A 23,919-nucleotide genomic window follows, 5' to 3' on the forward strand; every position below is an offset into this window, starting at 1 on the left:
TGGTTGCGGTTGGGGCTCATGCTCGGCCCTCTTGCTGTGGGGGGCGGGGATCCGGAGGCCGGAGCCCCGCCGGGCGACTAGCCGATCGCGTCGGCGTCGGCCTTCTTCGCGAATGTGTCGTTGATGAGAGTGTCCAGCGCCTCGTCGACAGCGTCCTGCGACGTGACGTCACCGGTCTCGACGAAAATCGGGCCGATGATCTCGAGCACGTCGCGCTGTGCGCTGCCCGGGATCGGGTCGACATCGAGGTTGGAGCGCTCGGTGATCACGTTGGTGGCGACATCGAGGTCGAGGGCGGCGACCTCGGCGAGGATCTCCGCGGTCTCTTCAGGGTTCTCGGCGGCCCAGGCCCGAGCGTGCTCGTAGGCGTTGACGACGGCCTGGGCGAGGTCCGGCTTCTCCTTGAGGAAGGTTTCGGTCGCGTTGAGGAAGCCGTAGCTGTTGAAGTCGACGTTGCGGTAGATCAGCTTGGCGCCGGCCTTCTCGGCGCCGGCCATGATCGGGTCGAGCCCGGACCAGGCGTCGACGGAGCCGTTCTGGAGTGCGGCCCAACCGTCGGCATGCTGAAGGTTCTCGATCGTCACGTCGTTCTGGCTGAGTCCAGCCTCTTCGAGCGCCTGCAGCAGGAAGAAGTACGGGTCGGTGCCCTTGGTCGCGGCGATCTTCTTGCCCTTGAGCTCGGCGACGTCGGTGATCGGCGAGTCCGGGCCGACGACGAGCGCGGACCATTCCGGCTGCGAGAACAGGTCGATGACCTGGATCGGTGAGCCGTTGGCGCGGGCGAGCAGCGCAGCAGATCCGGCGGTCGATCCGACGTCGACAGCGTTGGCGCGGAGGGCCTCATTGGCTTTGTTCGAGCCGGCCGACTGGATCCAGTTGACGGTGACGTCCTGGTCGGCGAGAGCCTCCTCGAGCCAGCCCTTCTCCTTGATGACCAGGGAGAGGGGGTTGTAGGTGGCGAAGTCGATGTTCAGTTCGCCACCCGTGGTGACGATCTCGCCGGCGGGGTCCGTGGTGGACTGCGACGATCCGGCGGAGTTCTCACCGGCGACGCAACCGGTCAGGAGCAGGGCGGCAGCGCCGGCGACGAGCGCCGCGGCTGAGAGGCGTTTGCGAATCATGAGAGTCCTTTTGCTGGGTGCTGGGTGCTGGGTGCTGGGTGCTGAATGCGGGATGCTGGGTGCTGGCGGTTCAGTAGGGGAAGTGTGGGATGGCGGTGGTCGCCTCGACGCCGCGGGCCTGCCCGTGACGGTCGATGCCGAGTCCGTCGAGCAGGCGACCGCGCAGTTCCGCGAGTTCCGCCGATCCGCGGTCGCGGGGTCGCGTGCCAGGCACGACGAGCTCCTGGGCGATCGTCGACCCGTCGACCCCGGTCTCGCGGCCGAGCAGGATGATCCGGTCGGCGAGCTGGAGCGCCTCGTCGACGTCGTGCGTCACGAGAAGAACCGTGGTCGGTGCGGCGGCATGCACGTCGAGGAGAAGATCCTGCATCTTGAGCCGGGTCAACGCGTCGAGCGCTCCGAACGGTTCGTCGAGGAGCAGGACGCCCGGGTTCCGGGCAAGTGCCCGTGCGAGGGATGCCCGCTGCGCCATTCCGCCGGAGATCTCACGCGGCCGGTGGCCCGCGAAGTCGCCGAGACCGACGAGGTCGATCAGCCGCTCGACCCGGGCAGCACCATCCGTCCTGGAGGTGCCGCGCGGCAAGCCGAGCGCGACGTTGTCGGTGATGCTCCGCCAGGGCAGAAGCCGCGGCTCCTGGAACCCTACGGCGGTGCGGCTGTCGAAGCCGGTGACCGGGGAACCGTCGATGAGCACCCGTCCGGTCGAGGCGTCATCGAGGCCGCCCGCGATGCGCAGAAGGGTCGACTTCCCACAGCCGCTGGTGCCGAGGATCGCGAGCACCTCGCCGGGTTTCACGGTGATCGACACATCGCGGAGGACGGTGCGGGATGCGCCGCGTTCGCTGGGGAAGGACCGGCCAACGGCCGCGAATTCGACCGCGAAGGCGGCATCCGTCGACCCCGACACAACTGAGGCGCTGCCGGGAAGGACCGGTGCTGTGCTGTGAGATGGCATACGGAACTTCCGAAGGATGAGGGAGCGGGTAGAACAACGGTACTGACGCGCTTGCGTCGGTGCGCACCGAGCCGAAACACTGTGTAACACTTGCGGGCACGGGCAGAAGCAGTCGGAAGGGAGCGCGTCATGGTCGTCGTCGACAATGCGGTGTACGTCCGCGGGCAGCGCGTGGCCAGCCCGCCGAGCCTCGACGACACCTATGAGGTGCTGCACGAGAAACACGGCATGGCGTGGATCGGGCTGTATCGCCCCGATGAGGGAGAACTGCACTCGGTAGCCGCCGAATTCGGCCTCCACAAACTCATGATCGAGGACGCGCTGCGTGGCCACCAGCGGCCGAAGATCGAACGGTACGGCGACACCCTCCTGGCCGTGTTCCGGGCAGCTCGCTACCTCGACGCCGAGGAACGCGTCGAATTCGGTGAGGTCCACGTCATCCTCGGCCCCGACTTTGCGATTACCGTCCGGCACTCGGAAACGCCGAACATCGCCGCGATCCGCAAGCGGCTCGAAGGCAACGCCAATCTGCTGGCACGGGGACCCGAAGCCGTGCTCTACGCCGTGATCGACGAGATCGTCGACGGGTACGCCCCCGTCATCGCCGGGTTGCAGAACGACATCGACGAAATCGACGACGCCCTGTTCACCGAGGGCAAGGAATCCTCGAAGCGCATCTACGCCCTCAGCCGCGAGGTCATCGAATTCCAGAGGGCGACGCAGCCACTCGTCGGCGTCTTCGAGGCGCTGACCGCGGGCTTCGAGAAATACGACGTCGACGTCGAACTCCGCCGTCATCTCCGTGACGTCCACGACCACGTCCTCCGGGTGATCGAACGAGCGGATGCTTTCCGCGCGGTCCTCGCGAACGCCCTCACCGTGAACAGCGCCCTCGTCGGGCAGCGCCAGAACGAGGAGACGCGGAGGTTGTCAGAGGCGAGCTACGCGCAGAGCGAGCAGGTGAAGAAGATATCCAGTTGGGCGGCGATCCTCTTCGCCCCGACGCTCATCGGCACGGTCTACGGGATGAACTTCGATTACATGCCCGAACTGGACTGGCCGCTCGGGTACCCGTTCGCATTACTCCTGATGGCTGGGATGGGTGTCGTGCTCTACATCGTCTTCAAGAAGAACAAATGGCTGTGACACCGTCCGTCGTCTGGTTCCGCGACGACCTGAGGCTCGACGACAACCCGGCGCTGCTCGCAGCGATCAAGCATGGCGGGCCGGTCGTTGCCGTGTACGTCCTCGATGAGGAGTCGGCCGGCATCCGCCCATACGGTGGGGCTGCGAAATGGTGGCTGCACGAAAGCCTCGTCTCGCTCAGCAGGGGCCTGGCCCAGCTCGGGGCGCAACTGCTCCTGGGCCGTGGGCCCGCCGAGCGGATTCTTCCGTCGCTCGTCGCTGAGACCGGCGCCGGAGCGGTGTATTGGAACCGGCGATACGGGGCCGCGGAGCGGTCGGTCGATGCCCGGTTGAAAACGGGACTGCGCGCCGACGGCGTCGAGGTGGCGAGTTTCGCCGCGACGCTCCTCCACGAGCCGTGGACCATCGCGACCGGCCAGGGCACACCGTACTCGGTGTTCACCCCGTTCTGGCGGGCATGCCAGGCGGCTCCACCGCCGCGGGCGCCGATGGACGCCCCGGAGGCCATCGACGGCTGGACCGGGCGGGCCGCCACAGACGACCTCGAGGAATGGGGCCTCCTGCCGACGAAGCCCGACTGGGCAGGCGGCTTCCGGGATGCGTGGTCCCCTGGGGAAGCATCCGCCCACCGCCTGCTCGAGGAATTCCTCGCCGACAAGCTCGACTCCTACGCGAACGAACGCGACATCCCCGGGCAGTCGGCGACCTCGGGCTTGTCGCCGCATCTGCGCTGGGGAGAGATCAGCCCGTACCGGGTGCTGCACGAGACCGAGGAAGCACGGCGCGGCGCCACCGGGCGCAAAGCGGAAGGCGCGACGCGGTTCATCACCGAGCTCGGCTGGCGCGAATTCGCGTCGCACGTGCTCTTCGCCGCCCCGGACCTCGCCACCGTCAACTGGCGACGCGAGTTCGATGCTTTTCCGTGGCCGCCGCTCAACGAGGATGCGCTTCGTGCCTGGCAGCGCGGGAAGACCGGCATCCCGATCGTCGACGCCGGCATGAGGGAGTTGTGGCGCACCGGTGCCATGCACAACCGTGTGCGCATGATCGTCGCCTCGTTCCTCATCAAGAACCTGCTCATCGACTGGAGACATGGTGAGCAGTGGTTCTGGGACACGCTTGTCGATGCCGACGCCGCCAATAACGCGTTCAACTGGCAATGGATCGCCAGTTCGGGCGCGGATGCCGCACCGTACTTCCGCATCTTCAACCCGGAGCTTCAGGCGAAGAAGTTCGACCCGCACGGCGAGTACATCCGGCAGAACGTCCCCGAGTGGGAAACCGACGACTACCCGCAGCCGATCGTCGACCTCGCAAAGACTCGCAAGGCGGCGCTCGCCGCGTACGACGTGGTGACCCGCGCGAAGCAGGAATCCGACTAGAGCCCGTGCTCCGCCAGCCACGGTGACAGCACGGCGAGGAACTGGTCAGGATGCTCCACGCTCGGCAGGTGGGCGGTGTTCGGAAAGACGTGCCTGGTGGCGCCGGGAATCGTCGCAGCCAGATACTCGAACTGCACGAGCGCCGGCGTGATGTCGAACTCGCCGACCGTGACGAGGGCGGGGATGTCCAGGTCGACCACCCGGTCGTAGGCCGGCGGTTCGAGGCCGTCAGCGGCAGCTTCGGAGCCGGGCTGGTGATGCAGGTTGGCGCGCCCGAGCTCGTATGCTGTCCGCACGAATTCCGGGTTCAAGTCCTCTTCGTTCCGTAGAGGCCCGATCGCCCACAGTCTCGTCTCCAGGTCGATCATCCTGCCGAAATCCCGGTCCTCCCATGCCCGGTCGAGTTCCGTACAGAGTGCTTCCTCCTGGTCGGTGAGTTCCACCTCCGGGAACCCGCCCGGGCCGGAGCCGACGGTGACAAGACCGGCCACACGGTCCGGTGTTTCCACCGCGACGTCGATGGCGATCCGCCCGCCGCGCGACGCCCCGACGAAGGTCGCGCTGGCGATGCCGAGATGATCGAGGACGGCGCGGGCGTCGTCGCGGTTGGAGAACCCGGATGCCTCGCAGTCGGTTCGCCCGAAACCGCGGCAGTCGAAACGGATCACGTAATGGTCAGCAGCCAGCGTTTCGATCAGCGGATCCCACATCCGCGACGTCGCGATGCCTGCGTGCAGAAGGAGGAGCGGTTCGCCTGAGGCATGGCCGGCTGTCTCATAGAAAAGCCGGGCTCCCGGCACGTCGACGTGAGGCATTCTTCGAGAGTAGCGATGCAGGCGCTCCGCAGCTAGAGCAGCGGGACCTCCGGTCACGAGCCCTGCCGTCGCCGTGACAGGATGGACGCGTGTCTGGCGTCCTCACGGGTTTCGGCGTCATCGGCGCCATCATTGCGATCGGTTATATCGTCGGCCGCTCCGACCTCCTCGGGCAGCACGGGCAACCGGTTATCGCCAGAACCGTCTTCTTCGTCCTCTCGCCGTTTCTGCTGTTCACCGTGCTCGCCGACGCCGAGGTCGAGCGGTTGTTCTCTCCGCTGCTGGTCGTATCGCTGTTCGCTGCCGTTGCGGCATTCGCTGTGTTCCTCGTTGTGGCTATCGTGATCTGGCGACGGAAACTCCCCGAGGCGACCATCGGCGCTCTGTCCTCCGGATATGTGAACGCCAACAACATCGGCATTCCCGTGTCGGTGTACGTCCTGGGCGATGCCGCGTACTCGGCACCGGTCGTGCTCCTCCAATTGCTCGTCTTCGCCCCGATCGCACTGACGCTCCTCGATATCGGAACCGGCGGGAAGGCATCCGTCGGACGCATCCTCAGCCAGCCGTTCCGTAATCCGATCATCATCGGCTCGCTGCTCGGGCTGATCGTCTCGGTGACTGGTCTCGACATACCGGCACCGGTGATGGAACCGTTCCGGCTGATCGGGGCTGCCGCTGTGCCGATGATGCTGATCAGCTACGGGATGTCGCTGCACGGCACGAAGATTCTCGAGCCCGGCGGGAGCAGGCGAGACGTGGTCCTGGCGACGACCGTCAAGCTCGCGTTCATGCCCGTCGCGGCGTGGCTGATCGGGCAGTACGGGTTCGGCATCACCGGTTCAGAACTCTTCGCCATCGTCGTGCTCGCCGGGCTCCCCACCGCCCAGAACGTCTTCAACTACGCTCAGCGGTACGACCGCGGCGTGCTGCTGTCCAGGGACACGATCCTGCTGACCACGGTCGGCTCCGTCGGGGTTCTGCTCGTCGCATCGCTGCTGTTGCACTGAGGTCGCGGGCTGGAACTCGTGAAGGTCAATCCCGGTCGCCGATCTCGCGTCCGAGGCGCTGTGACGCCCACACTGGAAGCAGCGAGAAGAGGATAACGACCGTCGCGACGACGTTCACCATGCTGGCCTCGTTGGGTCGTGCCATCTGGTTCATCATCCAAAGTGGCAAGGTGTCGACGCCGGGAGGGGCCGTGAAGATCGTCACGACGACCTCGTCGAATGACAGTGCGAAGGCGAGGACGCCTCCGGCGATGAATGCGGACCGGAATTGGGGGAACGTGATGAGGCGGAACGTCTGCCACGGGGTGGCGCCAAGGTCCCGGGAGGCCTCCTCGACGTTCGGGCTCAGGCGGCGAAGGCGCGCGAACACATTGTTGAACACCATGACAATGCAGAAGGTGGCGTGAGCGATGATCATGCCGAAGTAACCCACGTGGATGCCGATGGGCTCCAGCAGCTGGTTGTACGTGTTGTTGAGCGCCACACCGGTCACAACGCCCGGCAGCGCGATCGGCAGAACCACCAGCAGGTTTACACTCTGTTTGCCGAAGAACGCGTACCGTTGCAACGCAAAGGCGACGAGCGTGCCGAGAACGAGAGCGACGGCGGTAGCCCCAAGCCCAACGAGCACCGAATTCAGCAGCGCCGCGCGGATCGGTTCGCTCGTGAACGCCTTGCCCCACCACTCGAGGGAAAATTCGCGGATCGGCCAGCTGGCGATGCGCGCGGCATTGAACGAGTTGAGGACGACCAGAATCAACGGCGCGTACATGAAGATCAGGACGACGGCGACGATCATGCCGAGGCCGAACCTGGCACCGTGGGAAAGTCTGAGCATGGGGACCTCCTACATTCGCTCGAGCGCGCCAGTGCGCTGCACGCTGAGCAGATAGACGACGACGAACGCGATCGGCACCACTGCGAAGGCGGCGGCGATCGGCGGATTGAGGTTGATGTTCGACGCGATGATGCTGCCAATCATCTGGGTGGAGCCGCCCACGAATTTTGCGGCGATGTAATCGCCGAGGCTGAGTGAGAAGGTGAAGATCGACCCCGCGATGATGGCAGGCTTGATCAGAGGAAGCACGATGGTGCGGATTGTGCGCCACGCGCCGGCGCCCAGGTCGGCGGATGCGTCGAAGAGGTTGGCCGGCAACTGGCGGATTGCGGTGTACACCGGCACGGCCATGTACGGCAACCACAGATACGTCAGGGTCAGGACGACTGTGGTGATGCTGAAGCTGGGGCCGGTGATGCCGACCGGCGCGAGCGCCCAGTTGAAGAAGCCCTGGTCGGTGAAGGTTACACGCATCGCCAGAATCTTGACGAGGTAGCCGGCCCACAACGGCAAGGTGATCGCGACAGCGAGCACGGCACGAAGCCATGGTTTGGCGATCTTCGCCATGAAGATCCCCAGGGGAATGGAGATGAGGATGCTGAGCACCGTGACCGCGAGCGCGATCGCGAGCGTTCGCACGGCAGTCGAAAGATAGGCCGGGTTCGTGACCAGCTGCTCGAAGTTGCGCAGGGTGAATCCGGGAACCACCTTCGAGGTGAAGGGGTCGGTTGTCCAGAACGCGGTCACCAGAAGCATGACGAGCGAAAAGATGTAGATGCCGACGAGCCAGAGCATCGGCAGGGTGAGAAGTCCCGCGACGTGCGAGCGACGCTTCATGTGCGTTTCCTTCGGTCAGATGCGGCCCGGTACGGGCCAAAGTCGGTTGGGCGGCACCGTGTGCCGCCCACCCGAGGGGCTATCCTTTGACGGTCAGCCAGGCGTCGGTCCACTCCTGGAAATTGGTGCACTGGACGTCGGTGCGCCCGTCGATGCACTGTTCGATCGGGGTGGTCCAGAACCACACCTTCTTGAAGTACTCCTCATCGGTGGCGTTGAAGTAGTCGCAGTGTGCCTTGGCCTCATCGTTCAGCTCACAGAATGCGGCGTTGGCGGGTGCCATGCCAAAGCCCATCGCGATCGCGCCGTTCACCTCGGGCGCGCTGGTGTAATCCATCCACGCGTAGGCGCAGTTCGGGCTGTCCGACTCGGCCGACAGCATCCAGGCGTCCGACCATCCGGTCGATCCTTCTTCGGGCATCACACTCTTGAACTTCTCGTCCTCAGTGAGTTTGCGCAGTACCTCCCACGACGTCCCGAGTACCGTGTTGCCGCCCATGAACGACGTAATCTGCGCGGCAGGGTCTGCCCAGTACTCCGACACAATCGAGTTCTGCTGCTTGAGGAGACCAATGGCGGCTGCCAGCTGATCCTTGTCGAGCGCGTACGGGTTCTTGATGCCGAGGTCCGGCTCGTGCGCCATCAGGTAGACGGCGGCGTCGGCGATGTAGATCGGCGCGTCGTAGGCGATGACCTGGCCAGCGAATGGGCTGTCGGGCTCCCACGCAACTGACCAGCTCGTGGGTTCCTCGGTGACGACCTCACTGTTGTACTGGAGGATGTTCGCGCCTCGGCCGATCGGCACGCCGTACGACTTGCCGTTGATGGTGTCGTAAATCTGGCCCTTCATTCCCGGCACGATGTCGTCGCCGAAGTTCGGGACCAGGTCGAGATTGAGCGGAGCGACGTCGCCGCCGGCGATCAGGCGGAGGCTGGCGTCTCCCGAGGCGGAGACGAGGTCGTAGTCTCCCGTGCGCATGAGCTGAACCATCTCGTCGCTCGTGCCGGCGACGCGACGGTTGACGACGCACCCGGTCTCTTCGGTGAAGTCGTCCGACCACGCGGGCTCCACGAAGCCGCTCCACGCGACGATGTCGAGCGAATCCTCGTAGTCGCCCAGCTTTTCGTGCATGGGAACGTCTGGCACGTCGATCTTCATACCGCCGGCGTTGCCGTCGGAGTCGCCGGTGCTCGCGCTGCAGCCGGTCAGTGCCAGCGCTGCTACTGCCACTACGGCGGCGCCGGTGATGAGCCTGCTTCTCATGGGTTGCTCCTTGATGTCGATGTCTCTTGGTGGGTAGTGGTCGTGCGGTGAACTGAGGTCAGGGCAGCACGGCGGCGTGATCGGCCGCCCACGCAACACGGGCACGGTCTCCGCGGCTGACGCGGACGTCGGCTGCGGGGTGGTGGCTGTTCTGTGTCTCGGTGATCAGACGGAGCCCGTCGGCGGTGTCGACGAGCACGCGCGTGGTCGGCCCGGTGTACACGATCTCGGCGACCGTGCCGTCGAGAACGATGTTGTTTGCGCCCGCGTCGTCGCCGTCCGTAAGGAGGCGTAGGCGTTCCGGTCGGATGCTGATGACCTGCGCGCGGCCGGTGAGCCGCTCGGCGACCCCCGCGGAGATGATGTTTGACAGGCCGAGGAAACGCGCCACGAACTCGGTCCGCGGGTACTCGTAGACGTCGCGAGCCGTGCCGATCTGTTCGATACGCCCGTTGTTGAACACGGCGACCCGGTCGCTCAGGGTCAGAGCCTCCTCCTGGTCGTGGGTCACAAAGATGAAGGTGATGCCGACCTCACGCTGGATGCTCTTCAGCTCGATTTGCATCTCCTCGCGCAGCTGCTTGTCGAGTGCGCCGAGGGGCTCATCGAGCAGGAGCACCCGCGGACGCAGGATGAGCGCCCGGGCGAGGGCGATGCGCTGGCGCTGGCCCCCGGACAACTGATGCGGCAGCCGGGACGCGACGTGTTCCAGGCGCACCTGCGCGATCGCTGCAGTGACTGCATCCGCTCGGTCGCTCTTGGACTGCCCACGCACGCGGAGCCCGTATGCGACGTTTTCGGCGATCGTCAGGTGGGGAAAGAGCGCGTAGTCCTGGAAGACCGTGTTCACCGGTCGCTGGTGCGGCGGCACTCGGGTGAGGTCCTCGCCACCGATGCGGATGCTTCCGCTCGTCGCGTCCTCAAAGCCCGCGATCATGCGCAACACGGTGGTCTTGCCCGATCCCGACGGCCCTAGCATCGAGAGAAATTCCCCCTGGGGCACCTCCAAGTCGAGGTCGCGGACCGCGGTCATCTCGCCGAAGGTCTTGGTGATGCCGCTCAGAGAGACATCGCCCGAGGCGGCTGCGGCCCGCGGTTTGGTGCCTGTGGTGGCGGTTCCGACGGCGGTGGGTGACGACATGCAGAACTCCTCGGGACGACTGTGTACTCCGTGCTCCTGTAAACATATAAAACCAGAGGTCATATTTCAACTTCGTGTCAGAATCGTGACAATCGAGTGTCGCGGTGGAGCCCGCGCGGCTTTCGGGCACCGGATGAGAGGATGGGATCGTGACCAGCCAGCCCCCGGCGTCGGATCGGCGACCACATCGACTCCAGGGTTCGATGTTCATGCCGATCGGCGATGCCGGCCGCGCAGAGCTCGTGGAGAATCGCCTCACTGAGGCCATCACGGGTGGGCATCTCCGTGCCGGCGATCGTCTCCCGTCGGAGGCCGACCTCGCGCGCACCATGGGGGTCGCACCGGTGACCGTGCGTGAAGCGCTGCTTGGGTTGCGAGCGCGCGGGCTCGTCGTCACCCGCCGAGGGCGTAACGGCGGCAGCTTCGTGTCGGAAGGGGCGGACCCGCTCGCGTTCGCCCGCGAGGCTCTCGTTGCCTCGTCGCGATTCGCGATTCGGGACCTCGGAGTGCACTATGCAGCCCTGACCATGGCGGGCGTCCGGCTGGCCGCACGCCGGGCCGCGCCTAGCGAGGTGAGCGCGATCCGCACGCGACTCGGGCGACTCCACACCTTCGTTGGCCGGGACCCCGGAGCCGGTGAGCTCGGCGCATGGCGCCAGACCATGGATGATCTGCAGCTCGAGCTGGTCGCACTCAGCCAGTCCGCGCGTCTGACGCGAGATCAGATGCGCCTGCAGGCCGAGCTGTCGCCGCTGTTGCGACTCATCGACGTCGATGCCCAGATCCGGGGCCGCCACCTCGAGATGTTCGGGAGAGTGCTGGATGCGGTGGAAGCAGGCGACGAGGCCGCCGCCGGGGAGGCGACCGAGGGCCTCGTGTCGGACGCGATCGACGCGCTCGACAGGTTGAGACTGCAAGTGGATGATTCCTGACCGGGGCCACGCCCTGTGTACGATGCGGATCACGGCACTGTCGCCGCACAACCCAAGCATTGGAGACGCCATGTCCGCGACCACTGCCCCGACCAGCGGGGATGCCGCTGTATCCGCTCTCGACTCCGCCGCTGGTATCGTTTCCGCCTATTTCGGGCGGCTTCTGCCCATGCTTGAGGAGCATGCGTCGCGGCTCGCGCGGGAGATCACCGAGCAGGGCGGAAAGCTGACCGTGTCACGCGTGGATGACATCGTTGAGCCGCATGCCCGTGCGATCCTCGATTTTGTGAGCGAGCCGATCTATGGGGCGGGATTCATCGCCACAGTAGGCGTACTCGCTGACGCGCCCAGCCACCTCGCATGGTGGCAGGGCGAAGACCGCCGCAAGCTTGTCTTCCCGGCTCGATCGGTCAAGCAGGGTATCGATTATCGGGAACTGGAGTGGTTTCGTGTCCCATTGCTGAGCGGAAAGTCCCACGTCGCAGGTCCCTACGTAGACTACCTCTGCAGCGACGAGTACACGATGACGGCGGCTTCGCCGGTGACCGTTGACGGAACCTTCGTCGGAGTGGCCGGGCTCGACGTGCTGATCGAGACGATCGAGCGGCGCCTGACCCCGCCGTTGCGCGCCCTTCGTACTTCTCTGGTGCTCGTGAATGGGGTGAGCCGAGTGCTGGTCTCGACGGATCCTCGATTCTCAGCCGGCGACGTTCTGCGGCCGGATCTCGTGCGCGAGCGCCGGGCCTGTGAGGCGGTAGCTCTCGAGGTCGTCGAGTTGGCTTGAAGCTGCTCGGTAGCGATCACGCTCCCAGGGTCGGTCCGCGATCTACACCGAACTGGTGATCCGTCGTGTTGAGAATCCTGCGGAACGCCGCCGCTGAACCGGAACCCGAACCCGGTTTTGAACCCGCGGCGGATTCACCCGTTCCGGTCGGGCTCACGCGTTCCGCCGGGTGAACCCGTCCGGAACGGATGAGGAAGCGCTCGAACCCGCCCTTGACCGAGGAACTAAACCGGTATAGTTTGGCCTAAACCGGTTAAGGCCGGAGTGGATCTCAGTGTGGAGGCGACATGGCGGGTCGTAAGCCGACGATCACCGACGTCGCTCGCACGGCCGGCGTCAGCAAGGGGCTCGTTTCCTTTGCACTCAACGACAAGCCCGGCGTCTCGCCTGAGACCCGCAAGCGCATCCTTGAGATCGCCGGCGACCTGGGCTGGCGTCCCAGCCTTTCCGCCCGTTCGCTGTCGACGAGCACGTCGTATGCGCTCGGCCTCGTCATCCGCCGCAAGGCCGAGGTGATCAGTGCCGACCCGTTCTTCCCCGCGTTCATCGCCGGCGTCGAATCCGTCCTCACCGAGGAGGGACGCGCGCTCGTGCTCAGCGTTGTGCCGGACGCCGCCGCCGAGCTGCGCAGCTATCGCACCCTCGCCGGCGACAGCCGCGTCGACGGCGTGTTCCTCACCGACCTCCGCACCGACGATGAGCGTTTCGTGCTCCTCGCTGAACTCGGACTCCCGGCGGTCGCCCTCGGCCGCCCCGACCCGGCTGTGCCCTTCCCATCCGTGCAGCTCGACGACACGCGCGGCATCGCCGCGGCGGTCGCCCACCTCGCAGGACTCGGACACTCCCGCATCGCCCACGTCGCGGGCGACCCGCGCATGATGCACGGCGGCCGCCGGCGCAGTTCCTTCGACGACGCGATACGAGAGGCGGGTCTCGAACCGGGTCTCGTCGTCGAGACCGACTTCTCCGCCTCCAGCGGGGCGGATGCCACTCGGCAGCTCCTCGACGCACACCGGCCCCCGACCGCGATCGTTTACGCCAACGACCCGATGGCCATCGCCGGGCTTGGAGTGGCGCAGCAGCGTGGACTTCGTGTCCCAGGCGACCTGTCGATCACCGGCTTCGACGGAACCGACATCTCCGGCTACGTCTACCCGGCCCTCACCACCATCACGAGCGACCCCGTCGAGTGGGGCAGGGTCGCCGCACGCACCCTGCTCGAACTCGTCGCCTCGGGCTCGGCGGACAGCGTCGAGCTGCCACCCGCGTCCCTCCTCATCCGAGCATCCACCGGCCCAGCACCATCCCACAGCGGCTCCACTGCCGCACACAGTTAAGGAGAAACACCGTGCAACGACGCACTCTCATCGCGGCGACCGCAACTGCGGCAGCCGCTCTTCTCGCGCTCACCGCGTGCTCGGGAGGAGGCGCAACCCAGACGGATGCCCTCACCTCACGCGGTGACATCACCATCTGGTACTCGAACAACGAGCAGGAAGTCGTTTGGGCCAAGGCCATGGTCGACGCCTGGAACGCTGAGAACCCCGACGAGCAGATCAAGGCGCAAGAGATCCCAGCGGGCGACTCGAGCGAGGAAGTCATCGGAGCGGCGATCACCGCTGGAACTGCGCCCTGCCTCGTCTTCAACACCGCACCGTCCGCTGTCGGCCAGTTCCAAAAGCAGGGCGGTCTCGTCGACCTTGCCTCGTTCGAGGACGGAACGTCCTACATCGAGGAACGCAGCGGGGATTCCGCTCAGCAGTACCAGGCGCCCGAGGGCGGCTATTTCCAGATGCCGTGGAAGTCGAACCCGGTGATGATCTTCTACAACAAGGACAAGTTCACCCAGGCCGGGCTTGATCCGGAGAACCCTGCGCTGTCGACCTACGACGACTTCCTCGCCACCTCGAAGACTCTGGTCGAATCGGGTGCCGCGCAGTTCGCCATCAACCCGTCCCCGACGAGCCAGTTCTTCCAGGTCGGCTTCGACTTCCTCCCGCTGTTCGCCGCTGAAACCGGAGGCAAGGGACTCGTCGAAGACGGCGAGGCGACCTTCGCCGGCGAAGAGGGACTCGCCGTCGCGGAGTTCTGGAAGTCGCTCTACGATCAGGGCCTGTCCGGACGCGAGGAGGTCCAGGGAGATGCCTTCGCCGACGGCGTATCGGCGATGTCGATCGTCGGCCCGTGGGCCATCGCCGTCTACGGAGACGACATCAACTGGGGCTCGGTGCCCGTGCCGACGAGCGCCGGCATCGCGCCGGAGGAGACCTACACCTTCAGCGACGCCAAGAATGTGGGCCTCTACTCCGCCTGCAAAAACCAGGCGACCGCCTGGGACGTCCTCAAGTTCGCGACAAGTGAGGAGCAGGATGGCCAGTTGCTCGAGCTGACCGGCCAGATGCCGCTCCGAGCGAACCTTCCTGACACCTACCCGGACTACTTCGAGGCGAACCCGGCCTACACGCAGTTCGGCGACCAGGCAGCCCGCACCGTGGAGGTACCAGCAGGAAGTAACACCGTCGAGATGATGCAAGACCTGCGTGATGCATACACCAAGGCTGTCATCTCCGGAGAGGGTGACCTCGAAGAAGCCATGAAGTCGGCCGCCGACAGCGTCACAGCCCTGGCCGAAAAGGGATAAGTCATGTCTTCCGAAACACTCGGCCGTTCCACCGGGGTCGCCAGCCCCGGTGGGGCGGCAGGGCCGGGATCGCGCAAGCGGCCCGGAATCCAACGCGTCTTCGGTAAGAACCCGCTCGGCGCTGTTCTCAGCGCGCCGTACCTGATCTTCATCGCAGTGGTCTTCGCGTACCCGCTCATCTTCGCGGTGTACATGTCGCTCCACGACTACTTCTTCTCGGCTCCGGGCGCCGTCGTTGATCGTCCGTTCGTCGGTATCGACAATTACGTCGCCGCGCTCACCGACCCGCAGGTGCTCCAGTCCTTCCGCAACGTCGGCGTGTTCCTGATCATCAACGTTCCGCTCACGGTGGTTCTCTCGCTCGTCCTGGCAACGGCGCTCAACCGGGTCGTGCGTTTCCGGACTTTCCTCCGGGTGAGCTTCTACGTCCCATACGTCACGGCGAGCGTGGCCGTTGTCGCCGTGTGGCTGTTCATGTTCAGCGGCGGCGGCCTGGTCAACACCGTGCTCGGCCCGCTTGCGCCAGACCCGTCCTGGTTGATCAACCCGACCCTGGCGATGCCGACAATCGCCCTGTACGTCACCTGGAAACAGCTGGGGTTCTTCATTCTGCTCTACCTGGCCGCACTCCAGAACGTGCCGGAAGAACTCTATGAGTCGGCGTCGACGGATGGCGCAGGCGCGATACGGTCCTTCTTTTCGGTCACCGTCCCCGGCGTTCGACCAGCGACGGTTCTCGTGCTCATCCTGTCGACGATCACCGGCGCGAACCTGTTCACTGAGCCCTACCTGCTTACCGGAGGCGGCGGACCGAATGGGGCGTCAACCTCGCCGGTCTTCGTGATGTACCAGGAGGGCCTGCAACAGGGCAAACCCGGCTTCGCTGCTGCGATCGGCGTTGTGCTGGTCATCGTCGTTCTGACCATCGCCCTGCTGCAGAACCGGTTCGCCGGTGGAAAGGAAGACTGATGTCCGGAAAGCGCCGCGTCCCAGCGCAACTCAGCCGCGGGCAGACGCTCCTCAGGGGAGTCGTCCTCGGTCTCGGTGCGCTCATCTTCCTCTTCCCGTTCTACTACATGGTGATCGGTTCGCTGCAGACGACACCGGACACGTCGCTTGGCGGGATCCTTCCGAACCCGGCGAACATCACCGGTGCGAATTACGTTGCGATCAATGAGCGCATCAACCTGGTCTCCGGACTGGTCAATTCCGGTATCTTCGCCGGCGCCGTCGTGCTCGGCACCGTCGTGTTCGGCATGGTCACCGGGTATGCGCTTGCCGTGCTGAAATGGCGCGGGCGAGGCACGACGTTCGCTCTCGCGCTGCTGGTGCAGGTCATTCCGTTCCAGCTGCTCATGATCCCGCTCTACGTCATGATCGCGCGCGACTACGGACTCGGCGACACCCACCTGGGCATGATCCTGCCCTACCTCATCAACTCGACCGCCGTGGTCATCTTCCGCCAGTACTTCCTCCAGATTCCCAAGGAGCTGTTCGACGCCGCCAGGATCGACGGCGCCGGGGAACTGCGGGTGCTCTGGCAGGTGGCGATCCCCCTGGTGAGACCGGCGCTGGTCACCGTGATCCTGATCACCTTCATCGGCCCGTGGAACGAATTCCTCTGGCCATTCCTCATCACCAAGGAGGCAAGTCTCCAGCCACTTGCGGTTTCGCTCGCCAACTACATCTCCACCATCGCCGCGTCGACGGCAAACCCGTTCGGGGCGATGCTGGCGGGTGCCGTGGTGCTCGCCGCCCCGGTCGTCCTTCTGTTCATCTATTTCCAGCGGTTCATCGTCTCCACGGACATCGGGTCCGGCGTGAAAGGTTAAAACGTGCCAGTTCAGTCCAATTCCTTCCCCTACAAGCTCACCCGGGTGGGCGTCGTCATGACGCCCGAGCCCGGCAACGAGCTCGAAGCAGAAGGTGTTCTCAACCCCGGATCCGGCCGCGGGCTCGACGGTGAGTTGTACCTGCTGCCTCGCATGGTCGAGGCGGGAAACGTCTCCCGGGTGGGGCTCGCCCGTGTCGTGGTCGAGGATGGGATTCCGGTCTCGGTCGAACGGCAGGGCGTCGTTCTGGCGCCCGAACGGGGTTGGGAACGGGGCGTCGGCAACGCGGGTGTTGAAGATCCGCGCATCACCTGGATCGAGGAACTCGGACTTCACGTGATGACCTATGTCGCCTACGGGCCCCTCGGGCCCCGCAGCGCGATCGCGACGTCCACGGATCTGCGGGAGTGGACCCGGCTTGGCCCGGTCCTCTACGCATACGACGACGACCTCGACATGGATCTCAACCTCTTCCACAACAAGGACACGGTGTTCTTCCCTGAGGCTGTGACCGGCCCGGATGGTGTGCGGAGCTTCGCCGTGCTTCACCGGCCGATGTGGGACCTCGACGAAGTCAAGCCGGGGCAGGGCGTCCGCGTCCCCGCCGGTGTCACCGACGAGAGGCAAAGCATCTGGATCAGCTTTGTCCCTGTCGATGACGTGACCCGCGACATCCGTTCCCTCACCTTCTGGCGTGGCCACCGGTTCCTCGCCGGTCCGGCCTTTCCCTTCGAAGAGGTCAAGGTCGGTGGAGGCCCAGCCCCCCTCCGGGTCCCCGAGGGGTGGCTGCTGCTCCATCACGGCGTCACCGGTGTTCTCGCGCGCGCCTTCGACCAGCAGCAGAACGTGAATTACGCCGCCGGCGGAATGATCCTCGACGCCCAGGAGCCGTGGAAGGTCGTCGCTCGGACCGAGGAACCGCTGCTCGCTGCGGAGACCGACGACGAGAAAAGCGGCATCGTGCCAAATGTGGTCTTCCCCACGGCGATTGAGAAGATCGGCGACGCACACTTTGTCTTCTATGGGATGGCAGACTCGAAGATCGGTGCCGCACGACTTGAGAGCGTAAGCTGACGAGAACTCACAGCACCGGCGCTTGAGAGGAGCGGCACATGTTTCGAGGAACCCGTCACCGTCTTCTGGCGATCTTCACCGCCGCCCTCCTTGCGACCGGGGCGCTCGCCGCTGCAGCCCCGGCTGCCGCTGCTCCTGTGCCGCTCACCAATCTCGCGCACCTCGAGTACCTCCTGGACGACGTCGCCCCGGCAGCGACCGTCGAGCACACGACGTATCGGCTGGCCGAAGAGCCCGACCTCATCATGCCGTGGACGTACGCGGATGCCCGCGACGGCGGCACCTTCGAACGGGTCGGCGGTGGGAAATTCGATCCGGCAACCGGCTACTGGGGCCAGGGGGCGTACAACGCCGACGATGTGACCCGCGCTGCGGTCGTTTACATCCGCCACTGGCAGCAGTTCGGGGACGACTCGTCGAAGCAGAAGGCATACGAACTGCTCCGGTCTGTCGCCTACTTTCAGACGGCGGCGGGGCCCAACGCCGGCAACGTCGTCCTGTGGATGCAGGACGACGGCACCCTCAACCCCAGCGCTGACCCTGTGGAACTGCCCGATCCGTCCGACTCGGCCGAGAGTTACTGGCTGGCCCGCACTCTCTGGGCCCTCGGCGAGGGCTACGCGGCGTTCCGCGACGTCGATGCCGACTTCGCCGGCTTCCTTCAGGACCGGCTGCAACTCAGCGTGGCCGCCGTCGACCGCCAGGTCCTCGATGCCTACGGCGAGGATCTCGTCGTCGATGGCGTGGAACTGCCCGCCTGGCTGATCGCCAACGGCGCGGACGCCAGCGCCGAGGCCGTGCTCGGGCTTGCTGCCTATTCCGAAGCGGCCCCTGACGATGCCGCTGCCCGCGACGCCCTGGCCAGACTGGCCGAGGGCATTGCGCAGATGGGCGCGGGCGACGCTCAGGACTGGCCGTACGGTGCGATCCTGCCGTGGGCAGAGTCCCGCTCGATCTGGCATGCCTGGGGCACGCAGATGCCTGCTGCCCTGGCCCGCGCATCTGTGACCCTCGACCGACCAGAGCTGTTGGCTCCGGCTATCGCCGACTCCGCGATCTTCGACCCGATCCTGCTGACCGCTGGCGGGCCGGACAACGCCTGGCTGCCCACGCCGATCGACCGGACGCAGATCGCCTACGGCGTCGACTCCCGGTTGCAGTCGCTCCTCGCCGTGGCGGATGTGGCCGAACGGCCCGGGCTGAAAGAGCTGGCGTCCCTGTTCGGGAGCTGGTACTTCGGTACGAACGCCTCCGGTGAGGCGATCTACAACCCTGAAACCGGCGTGACCTACGACGGAGTCAATCGGGAGGGAGTGATCAACCGGAACAGTGGCGCCGAGAGCACGATCCACGGACTGTTGTCGATGCTCGCCCTCGACGCCCATCCGGATGTCGCCGAGCGGGCTGCCGGTCTCACCACCGTGGAATCCCGCTCAGGACTCACCGTCGTCGAGGCCGAAACGACGAGCGCGACGACGGGTTCCGTCATTGCGCCGACATCAACGTGGACGGGCGAATCGCAGTACTCGGGTACCGGCTACCTCGAGCTGAGCCGCCGCGAAACCGCCACCTTCCGCTTGCCCGCATCATCGACGGCCCGGCTGATCGAGCCGGTTGTCTTCTCCGCTGAGAACGGGAAGGCCAAGTCCTTGTGGCGCGGCGGCGTCATTCCGCTCGGTGTGCTCAAGCACGGCGTCGGCGACCAGGGTGTGACCGCTGTTCCCGGGGCGCTACTGCCGCAGTCCCTGCGGACCAGCCTCCCGGCGTCGCAGTCCACCGTCTCGGTGACAACGCTGAAAGGCACTGTGGCTCTTGACGCGCTGATCGTGCGGCCGGTGATCGGCCGACTGGTGTTCTCGGGCCCGGTCGGCAGTACCGAACTCGCGCACTCGTCGAGTGCGATCCCGCAGCGGATCGCCATGAACGAGGGTGGCGGGGCGGGCACCCTGCGGAGCTACGACTCCGGCGGAAGGCTTGTCGCGTCCTACACGATCAGCGGACCCGCGCACATCACGATCCAGCCAGGAGGGTTCGCCATCGTGACGGCGAACTGACCCCCACGACAATGGCCTGACCCCACGGGTCAGGCCATTGTCATTGCCGTCGAGACGCGAGTCAGGCGGTCGCGGGTACGCCTGCACCGACGGTCGTGGCATCCGTCGTCGACGTCTCGTCAGCGGTCGGGCGACGCCGGACGAACCGCTTGAGCAGCACGACGAGGGCGGCGGAGACGATCATTCCGACGAGGATCGCGACGATGAACATCAGGATGTTGCCGATAGCGAAGAACACGAAGATGCCGCCGTGCGGGGCCTGCGAGGTGACGCCGGTGCCCATGACGATCGCACCGGTGATCGCGCTTCCGACGAGGCCGGCGGGGATGACTCGAAGCGGGTCTGCCGCGGCGAACGGGATCGCTCCCTCGGAGATGAACGCCGCGCCGAGCAGCCAGGCGGCCTTGCCGTTCTCACGCTCAGCGGCGCTGAACAGCTTGCGGTCGACGAGGGTGGCGAGGGCGAGGGCGAGGGGCGGGACCATTCCGGCGGCCATGACCGCGGCCATGATGGCCCACGGCGCCTGGTTGTCGAAGGATCCGGCGCTCAGCCCGGCAACGGCGAACGCGTAGGCGACCTTGTTCACGGGACCACCGAGATCGATTGCCATCATTGTGCCGAGAATGAGACCGAGCAGAACGGCGGAGGCGCCGGTGAGTGAGGAAAGCCAGGTGGTCAGTCCGCTCATGAGCGCGGCGATCGGTCCGCCGAGCAGCACGATCATGAGCCCTGACGCGAAAATTGATCCGACGAGCGGGATGATGACGACGGGCATGAGACCGCGAAGCCAACGCGGGACGGCAATCCGCCCGATCGCCCAGGCGATGAAACCGGCGAGGAGACCGCCGACGAGCCCGCCGAGGAAGCCCGCGTTCATGACGAGGGCCACGGCGCCGGCGGTGAAGCCGACAGCGATTCCGGGCCGGTCAGCGATCGCGTAGGCGATGTAGCCGGCGAGGGCGGGAACGAGGAAGCCCATCGACGCGGCACCGATGATGTAGGCCACGGCGCCGAGATACTGTCCGAGGCCGCCATCCGGCAGATTCAGCAGGCTGTTGCTGAGCACGATGTCGCCGGCGTTTTCGGTGATCCGGTAGCCGGCGAGCAGGAAGCCAAGAGCGATCAGAAGGCCACCGCCGGCGACGAACGGGATCATGTAGCTGACACCGGTGAGCAGGTAGCGCTTGAGTTTCTGGCCGATGTGCTCGGTCCTGGCGTCACCGTCGGCCGCTGCGGCGTCGGCTCCGCTACCGGAGACCCGACGTGCGTTCGGATCGGTGGATGCCGCGAGGGCCTCGGCGATCATCTTGTCGGGTTCGTCGATTCCGCGCTTTACGGGCGCCTGGACGAGCGGCATGCCGGCGAAGCGGCCCTTGTCACGCACGTCGACGTCGACAGCGAAGATCACGGCGGCAGCACGCGCGATGACGGCTGGGGCGAGCGGCGTGACACTCGATGAGCCCTGCGTCTCGACGTGCAGCTCGGCTCCGGCGCGTTCGGCGGCGGCGGCGAGGGAGTCTGCAGCCATGTAGGTGTGTGCGATGCCGGTCGGGCAGGCGGTGACCGCAACGAGGACCGGCCTGGCTTCGGCGGCAGGCACCGCAACGGATGCCGCGGACGTGGCAGGCGCCGCCTCCGGTTCGGCGGGGGCGAGCGCGCCGTCGACGAGGTCGACGACCGCCTGTGGGGTCGGGGCGCTTCGCAGCGCATCGGTGAAGTCTTCACGGATCAGCGAGCGGGCGAGGGTGGACAACAGCGCCAGGTGGGCCTGGTCTGCGCCAGCCGGGGCGGCGATGAAAAAGATGAGATCGGCGGGGTCATCCTCCCCGAAGTCGACACCCGGGTTCGGGCGCGCCATGACCAGCGTCGGCACGGTAACGGCGGCGGAGCGGCAGTGCGGGATGGCAAGGCCGCCGGGGATGCCGGTGTCGGTCTTCGATTCGCGGTCCCACGCGTCGGCGAAGAGGGCGTCGACGTCGGTGGCGCGACCGGCCTCGACGACGAGTGTGGCGAGGGCGCGGATGACCGCGGCGCGGTCGGTGCCGAGGTTCTGGTCGAGAACGACCAGCTCGGGGGTGATCAGTGATGACATGGGACGAAACTCCTTCGTTGTCCTGGGGTTGAGGGAAATGAGGCCGCTACTCGGCGAGAGCGCGGGGGTGGCGGGTGACGGCGATGCCGCCTGGACGGGTCTGTTCGAGGGTGGGTACCTGCGAACCGGGAAGCGACGCGGCAGCCGCTCCATGTGCGACGGCCTGGGCGAGTCGCCCGGCAGCGTCGTCGCCGCGCTCGGACGCGAGCAGGTACCCCGCGAGCGAGCAGTCGCCGGCGCCGACGGTGCTGCGGGCGACGATGCGCGGTGCAGCTGCGCGCAGGACATCGGTGGCGCTGGCAAGCACTGCGCCGCGGGAACCGAGCGTGATGAGCGCAGCACCGAGTCCGCGCTGCAGGATCTGATCTGCGATCTCCACAACGCTGTCGTCGTCGGAACCCAACGACTCAGGGTCGGTCTCGGGAACGGAGATACCGAGCGAGGTCGCGAGCTCGAAGAGCTCCTCAGCGTTCGGCTTGATCAGGTCCACGGCCTCACCCGAATTCAGGAGAGCGGCGAGCGGCTCGCCCGAACTGTCGACGGCGATGCGCGGAGCGGCGTACCCGTCGCGGGCGGCCGTGCTGCGCACCTCGGACACGATGCGCGCATAGAAGTCCGGGGGAAGGCCGGGGGGCATCGACCCGGCGAGAACGAGCCACGTGGCATCCGTCGACTGCGAGACGATGAGGTCGAGCAGCGCCGTTGCCGTCTCTGCCGAAAGAGGGGCGCCCGGCTCGTTGAGCTTGGTTGTCGTTCCGCCCGGTTCGGTGATCGTCGTGTTCGAGCGGATGGCTGCGGTCACGGGGACCGTCCGGGCGTCGATGCCGTCAGCGAGGAGAGCGAGCACCATGGGGTCGGTTGAGCCGCCTGGGAGGATGGCGATCGTGTTGACACCGGCCGTGTGCAGGGCGCGGGAGACGTTGACCCCTTTGCCGCCGGGCTCCTGCACAGCGCGGGCGGCTCGTTGGACCTGGCCGCGTTCGAGCGGCGCGTCGAGATCGATCGTGCGGTCGAACGAGGGATTGAGGGTGACGGTGATGATCACGCGACGATCACCTCCACTTCATTGGCGTCGAGCGCCGCGGAGAGATCGCCGATCGGATCGGCATCGGAGATGAGGGTGTCGAGGTCGCGGAGTTCGGCGAACCGGTAGAGCGCTTCGTCACCGAGCTTCGACGAGTCGACGAGGGCGACCGTGCGGCGGGCCGCTCGCACCATTGCTGACTTGACCGAGGCCTCGCGCTCCTCGGGTGTGCTGAGGCCGAAGTCGGCGGAGATGCCATTCGCGCCGAGGAAGGCGATGTCGGGGCGGAGGTGCGCGAGCTGCTCGATCGTGCTGCCTCCGACCGCGGCGCTCGTGACCCCGCGGACGCTGCCCCCGAGGAGGTGCAGATCCAGCCCGGGGTTGTGGTGGAGCAGTGCCGCGATCGGAACGGAGTTCGTGATCACCGTGATGCTCGACGAACCGTCTCCGCGCCAGTCAGCGAGGAGTTCGGCCAGCGCGCCGGTGGTCGTGCCCGCGTCGAGGAGAATCGATCCGCGGAATCCATCGCCGAGCAGGGCGAACGCGGCTCGGGCGATCGCGACCTTCGCGTCACGCGCCCGGACCGCGCGGTCGGCGACCGTCGACTCGACGAGGCTGGTCTTGCCCGAGGTGACGGCGCCGCCGTGCACCCGGCGAAGAGCGCCCTGCCGCTCGAGCACGTCGAGGTCGCGGCGCACGGTTTCCGCGGTGACGGAGAGCGAATCGGCGAGGTCGGCGACGGTGACGCGGCCGATGGCCTGCAGGAGTTCTGCGATTCGCTCGTGGCGTTCGATGGCATACATGTCGACGTTGACCCCTCGGACAAAAGCTGGCACCCACGCGGAGGCGTGGATCTTGGTTTCAGTGACTTTATGCCTGAACGTGTGGGAAATCAAGAGGAAACACAGAAAAATAAAGAACTCCCTGCAGCCGATCAATGCCGGACGCAGGGAGTTGCCACGATTCCGCCCGACATC

General features: G+C 66.2%; 21 protein-coding genes. 11 read left to right on the forward strand and 10 right to left on the reverse strand.

Annotation, left to right across the window (positions count from 1 at the left end):
- Positions 1–77 precede the first annotated feature (77 nt).
- On the reverse strand, positions 78–1,121 hold the full coding sequence (locus tag ACLQ62_RS02240; RefSeq protein WP_411720032.1) for an aliphatic sulfonate ABC transporter substrate-binding protein: 1,044 nt from the start codon (positions 1,119–1,121) through the stop codon (positions 78–80).
- A 70-nt stretch (positions 1,122–1,191) separates the two neighbouring features.
- The gene (locus ACLQ62_RS02245) at positions 1,192–2,076 is read right to left on the reverse strand and encodes an ABC transporter ATP-binding protein (RefSeq protein WP_411720033.1); all 885 of its coding nucleotides are present in this window, start codon (positions 2,074–2,076) and stop codon (positions 1,192–1,194) included.
- Positions 2,077–2,205: 129 nt separating this feature from the next.
- On the opposite strand from ACLQ62_RS02245, the gene ACLQ62_RS02250 reads away from it, so the two are divergent.
- Together ACLQ62_RS02250 and ACLQ62_RS02255 are read left to right on the forward strand one after the other, a co-directional pair.
- The gene (locus ACLQ62_RS02250) at positions 2,206–3,222 is read left to right on the forward strand and encodes a magnesium and cobalt transport protein CorA (protein ID WP_411720034.1); all 1,017 of its coding nucleotides are present in this window, start codon (positions 2,206–2,208) and stop codon (positions 3,220–3,222) included.
- On the forward strand, positions 3,213–4,604 hold the full coding sequence (locus ACLQ62_RS02255) for a cryptochrome/photolyase family protein (RefSeq protein WP_411720035.1): 1,392 nt from the start codon (positions 3,213–3,215) through the stop codon (positions 4,602–4,604). Before ACLQ62_RS02250 ends, ACLQ62_RS02255 begins: the two co-directional genes overlap by 10 nt.
- Here the strand turns inward: ACLQ62_RS02255 and ACLQ62_RS02260 are convergent.
- A complete protein-coding gene (locus ACLQ62_RS02260; protein ID WP_411720036.1) occupies positions 4,601–5,419 on the reverse strand; it encodes an alpha/beta fold hydrolase in 819 nt (272 codons plus the stop codon). The genes ACLQ62_RS02255 and ACLQ62_RS02260 overlap by 4 nt on opposite strands.
- Before the next feature lie 89 nt (positions 5,420–5,508).
- Here ACLQ62_RS02260 and ACLQ62_RS02265 point away from each other — a divergent pair, with 89 nt between their 5' ends.
- The gene (locus ACLQ62_RS02265; protein WP_411720037.1) at positions 5,509–6,429 is read left to right on the forward strand and encodes an AEC family transporter; all 921 of its coding nucleotides are present in this window, start codon (positions 5,509–5,511) and stop codon (positions 6,427–6,429) included.
- Between the two features lie 25 nt (positions 6,430–6,454).
- Here the strand turns inward: ACLQ62_RS02265 and ACLQ62_RS02270 are convergent, their stop codons facing one another.
- The 4 genes from ACLQ62_RS02270 to ACLQ62_RS02285 form a co-directional block, all read right to left on the reverse strand.
- On the reverse strand, positions 6,455–7,267 hold the full coding sequence (locus tag ACLQ62_RS02270) for an ABC transporter permease (protein ID WP_411720038.1): 813 nt from the start codon (positions 7,265–7,267) through the stop codon (positions 6,455–6,457).
- Between the two features lie 9 nt (positions 7,268–7,276).
- Complete coding sequence (locus ACLQ62_RS02275; RefSeq protein ID WP_411720039.1) at positions 7,277–8,104, reverse strand: ABC transporter permease; 828 nt, start codon at positions 8,102–8,104, stop codon at positions 7,277–7,279.
- 79 nt (positions 8,105–8,183) lie between these two features.
- Positions 8,184–9,368 (reverse strand): ABC transporter substrate-binding protein, encoded by a 1,185-nt coding sequence (locus ACLQ62_RS02280; protein WP_411720040.1) that lies wholly within the window; start codon positions 9,366–9,368, stop codon positions 8,184–8,186.
- A gap of 58 nt (positions 9,369–9,426) precedes the next feature.
- Positions 9,427–10,509 (reverse strand): ABC transporter ATP-binding protein, encoded by a 1,083-nt coding sequence (locus ACLQ62_RS02285; RefSeq protein ID WP_411720041.1) that lies wholly within the window; start codon positions 10,507–10,509, stop codon positions 9,427–9,429.
- A 149-nt stretch (positions 10,510–10,658) separates the two neighbouring features.
- Between ACLQ62_RS02285 and ACLQ62_RS02290 the strand changes: the two genes are divergently transcribed.
- The 8 genes from ACLQ62_RS02290 to ACLQ62_RS02325 all read left to right on the forward strand — a co-directional run bounded on the left by ACLQ62_RS02290 (position 10,659) and on the right by ACLQ62_RS02325 (position 19,826).
- A complete protein-coding gene (locus tag ACLQ62_RS02290) occupies positions 10,659–11,441 on the forward strand; it encodes a FadR/GntR family transcriptional regulator (protein ID WP_411720042.1) in 783 nt (260 codons plus the stop codon).
- Between the two features lie 70 nt (positions 11,442–11,511).
- The gene (locus tag ACLQ62_RS02295) at positions 11,512–12,225 is read left to right on the forward strand and encodes a cache domain-containing protein (protein ID WP_411720043.1); all 714 of its coding nucleotides are present in this window, start codon (positions 11,512–11,514) and stop codon (positions 12,223–12,225) included.
- A 287-nt stretch (positions 12,226–12,512) separates the two neighbouring features.
- The gene (locus tag ACLQ62_RS02300; protein WP_411720044.1) at positions 12,513–13,562 is read left to right on the forward strand and encodes a LacI family DNA-binding transcriptional regulator; all 1,050 of its coding nucleotides are present in this window, start codon (positions 12,513–12,515) and stop codon (positions 13,560–13,562) included.
- 11 nt (positions 13,563–13,573) lie between these two features.
- Positions 13,574–14,866: an extracellular solute-binding protein gene (locus ACLQ62_RS02305; protein WP_411720045.1), complete on the forward strand. Its 1,293-nt coding sequence runs from the start codon at positions 13,574–13,576 to the stop codon at positions 14,864–14,866.
- A 3-nt stretch (positions 14,867–14,869) separates the two neighbouring features.
- Entirely contained in the window at positions 14,870–15,835 is a 966-nt protein-coding gene (locus ACLQ62_RS02310) for a carbohydrate ABC transporter permease (protein WP_411720046.1), read from the forward strand.
- Positions 15,835–16,698, forward strand: coding sequence for a carbohydrate ABC transporter permease (locus tag ACLQ62_RS02315; RefSeq protein WP_411720047.1), 864 nt, complete (start codon positions 15,835–15,837; stop codon positions 16,696–16,698). Before ACLQ62_RS02310 ends, ACLQ62_RS02315 begins: the two co-directional genes overlap by 1 nt.
- Before the next feature lie 57 nt (positions 16,699–16,755).
- Positions 16,756–17,772, forward strand: coding sequence for a glycosidase (locus ACLQ62_RS02320; protein WP_411720067.1), 1,017 nt, complete (start codon positions 16,756–16,758; stop codon positions 17,770–17,772).
- Between the two features lie 38 nt (positions 17,773–17,810).
- The gene (locus tag ACLQ62_RS02325) at positions 17,811–19,826 is read left to right on the forward strand and encodes a hypothetical protein (protein ID WP_411720048.1); all 2,016 of its coding nucleotides are present in this window, start codon (positions 17,811–17,813) and stop codon (positions 19,824–19,826) included.
- A gap of 61 nt (positions 19,827–19,887) precedes the next feature.
- On the opposite strand, the gene ACLQ62_RS02330 is transcribed toward ACLQ62_RS02325, so the two are convergent.
- The 3 genes from ACLQ62_RS02330 to ACLQ62_RS02340 are packed head-to-tail and all read right to left on the reverse strand — an operon-like array spanning position 19,888 to position 23,745.
- Positions 19,888–21,918, reverse strand: a complete 2,031-nt coding sequence (locus ACLQ62_RS02330; protein WP_411720049.1) for a fructose-specific PTS transporter subunit EIIC — start codon at positions 21,916–21,918, stop codon at positions 19,888–19,890.
- A 46-nt stretch (positions 21,919–21,964) separates the two neighbouring features.
- On the reverse strand, positions 21,965–22,963 hold the full coding sequence (locus ACLQ62_RS02335) for a 1-phosphofructokinase family hexose kinase (protein ID WP_411720050.1): 999 nt from the start codon (positions 22,961–22,963) through the stop codon (positions 21,965–21,967).
- Positions 22,960–23,745: a DeoR/GlpR family DNA-binding transcription regulator gene (locus tag ACLQ62_RS02340; RefSeq protein WP_411720051.1), complete on the reverse strand. Its 786-nt coding sequence runs from the start codon at positions 23,743–23,745 to the stop codon at positions 22,960–22,962. Before ACLQ62_RS02340 ends, ACLQ62_RS02335 begins: the two co-directional genes overlap by 4 nt.
- Positions 23,746–23,919 lie beyond the last annotated feature (174 nt).

Source organism: Mycetocola sp. (assembly GCF_046716805.1).
Taxonomy (GTDB): domain Bacteria; phylum Actinomycetota; class Actinomycetes; order Actinomycetales; family Microbacteriaceae; genus Mycetocola_A.

Bases quoted from the DNA above. Each gene is read 5' to 3' on its own strand.
- ACLQ62_RS02340 (WP_411720051.1), bottom strand. From the start codon at position 23,745: ATGTATGCCATCGAACGCCACGAGCGAATCGCAGAACTCCTGCAGGCC.
- ACLQ62_RS02325 (WP_411720048.1), top strand. From the start codon at position 17,811: ATGTTTCGAGGAACCCGTCACCGTCTTCTGGCGATCTTCACCGCCGCC.
- ACLQ62_RS02300 (WP_411720044.1), top strand. From the start codon at position 12,513: ATGGCGGGTCGTAAGCCGACGATCACCGACGTCGCTCGCACGGCCGGC.
- ACLQ62_RS02280 (WP_411720040.1), bottom strand. From the start codon at position 9,368: ATGAGAAGCAGGCTCATCACCGGCGCCGCCGTAGTGGCAGTAGCAGCG.
- ACLQ62_RS02245 (WP_411720033.1), bottom strand. From the start codon at position 2,076: ATGCCATCTCACAGCACAGCACCGGTCCTTCCCGGCAGCGCCTCAGTT.
- ACLQ62_RS02330 (WP_411720049.1), bottom strand. From the start codon at position 21,918: ATGTCATCACTGATCACCCCCGAGCTGGTCGTTCTCGACCAGAACCTC.
- ACLQ62_RS02270 (WP_411720038.1), bottom strand. From the start codon at position 7,267: ATGCTCAGACTTTCCCACGGTGCCAGGTTCGGCCTCGGCATGATCGTC.
- ACLQ62_RS02255 (WP_411720035.1), top strand. From the start codon at position 3,213: ATGGCTGTGACACCGTCCGTCGTCTGGTTCCGCGACGACCTGAGGCTC.
- ACLQ62_RS02295 (WP_411720043.1), top strand. From the start codon at position 11,512: ATGTCCGCGACCACTGCCCCGACCAGCGGGGATGCCGCTGTATCCGCT.
- ACLQ62_RS02285 (WP_411720041.1), bottom strand. From the start codon at position 10,509: ATGTCGTCACCCACCGCCGTCGGAACCGCCACCACAGGCACCAAACCG.
- ACLQ62_RS02250 (WP_411720034.1), top strand. From the start codon at position 2,206: ATGGTCGTCGTCGACAATGCGGTGTACGTCCGCGGGCAGCGCGTGGCC.
- ACLQ62_RS02260 (WP_411720036.1), bottom strand. From the start codon at position 5,419: ATGCCTCACGTCGACGTGCCGGGAGCCCGGCTTTTCTATGAGACAGCC.
- ACLQ62_RS02320 (WP_411720067.1), top strand. From the start codon at position 16,756: ATGACGCCCGAGCCCGGCAACGAGCTCGAAGCAGAAGGTGTTCTCAAC.
- ACLQ62_RS02240 (WP_411720032.1), bottom strand. From the start codon at position 1,121: ATGATTCGCAAACGCCTCTCAGCCGCGGCGCTCGTCGCCGGCGCTGCC.
- ACLQ62_RS02275 (WP_411720039.1), bottom strand. From the start codon at position 8,104: ATGAAGCGTCGCTCGCACGTCGCGGGACTTCTCACCCTGCCGATGCTC.
- ACLQ62_RS02310 (WP_411720046.1), top strand. From the start codon at position 14,870: ATGTCTTCCGAAACACTCGGCCGTTCCACCGGGGTCGCCAGCCCCGGT.
- ACLQ62_RS02315 (WP_411720047.1), top strand. From the start codon at position 15,835: ATGTCCGGAAAGCGCCGCGTCCCAGCGCAACTCAGCCGCGGGCAGACG.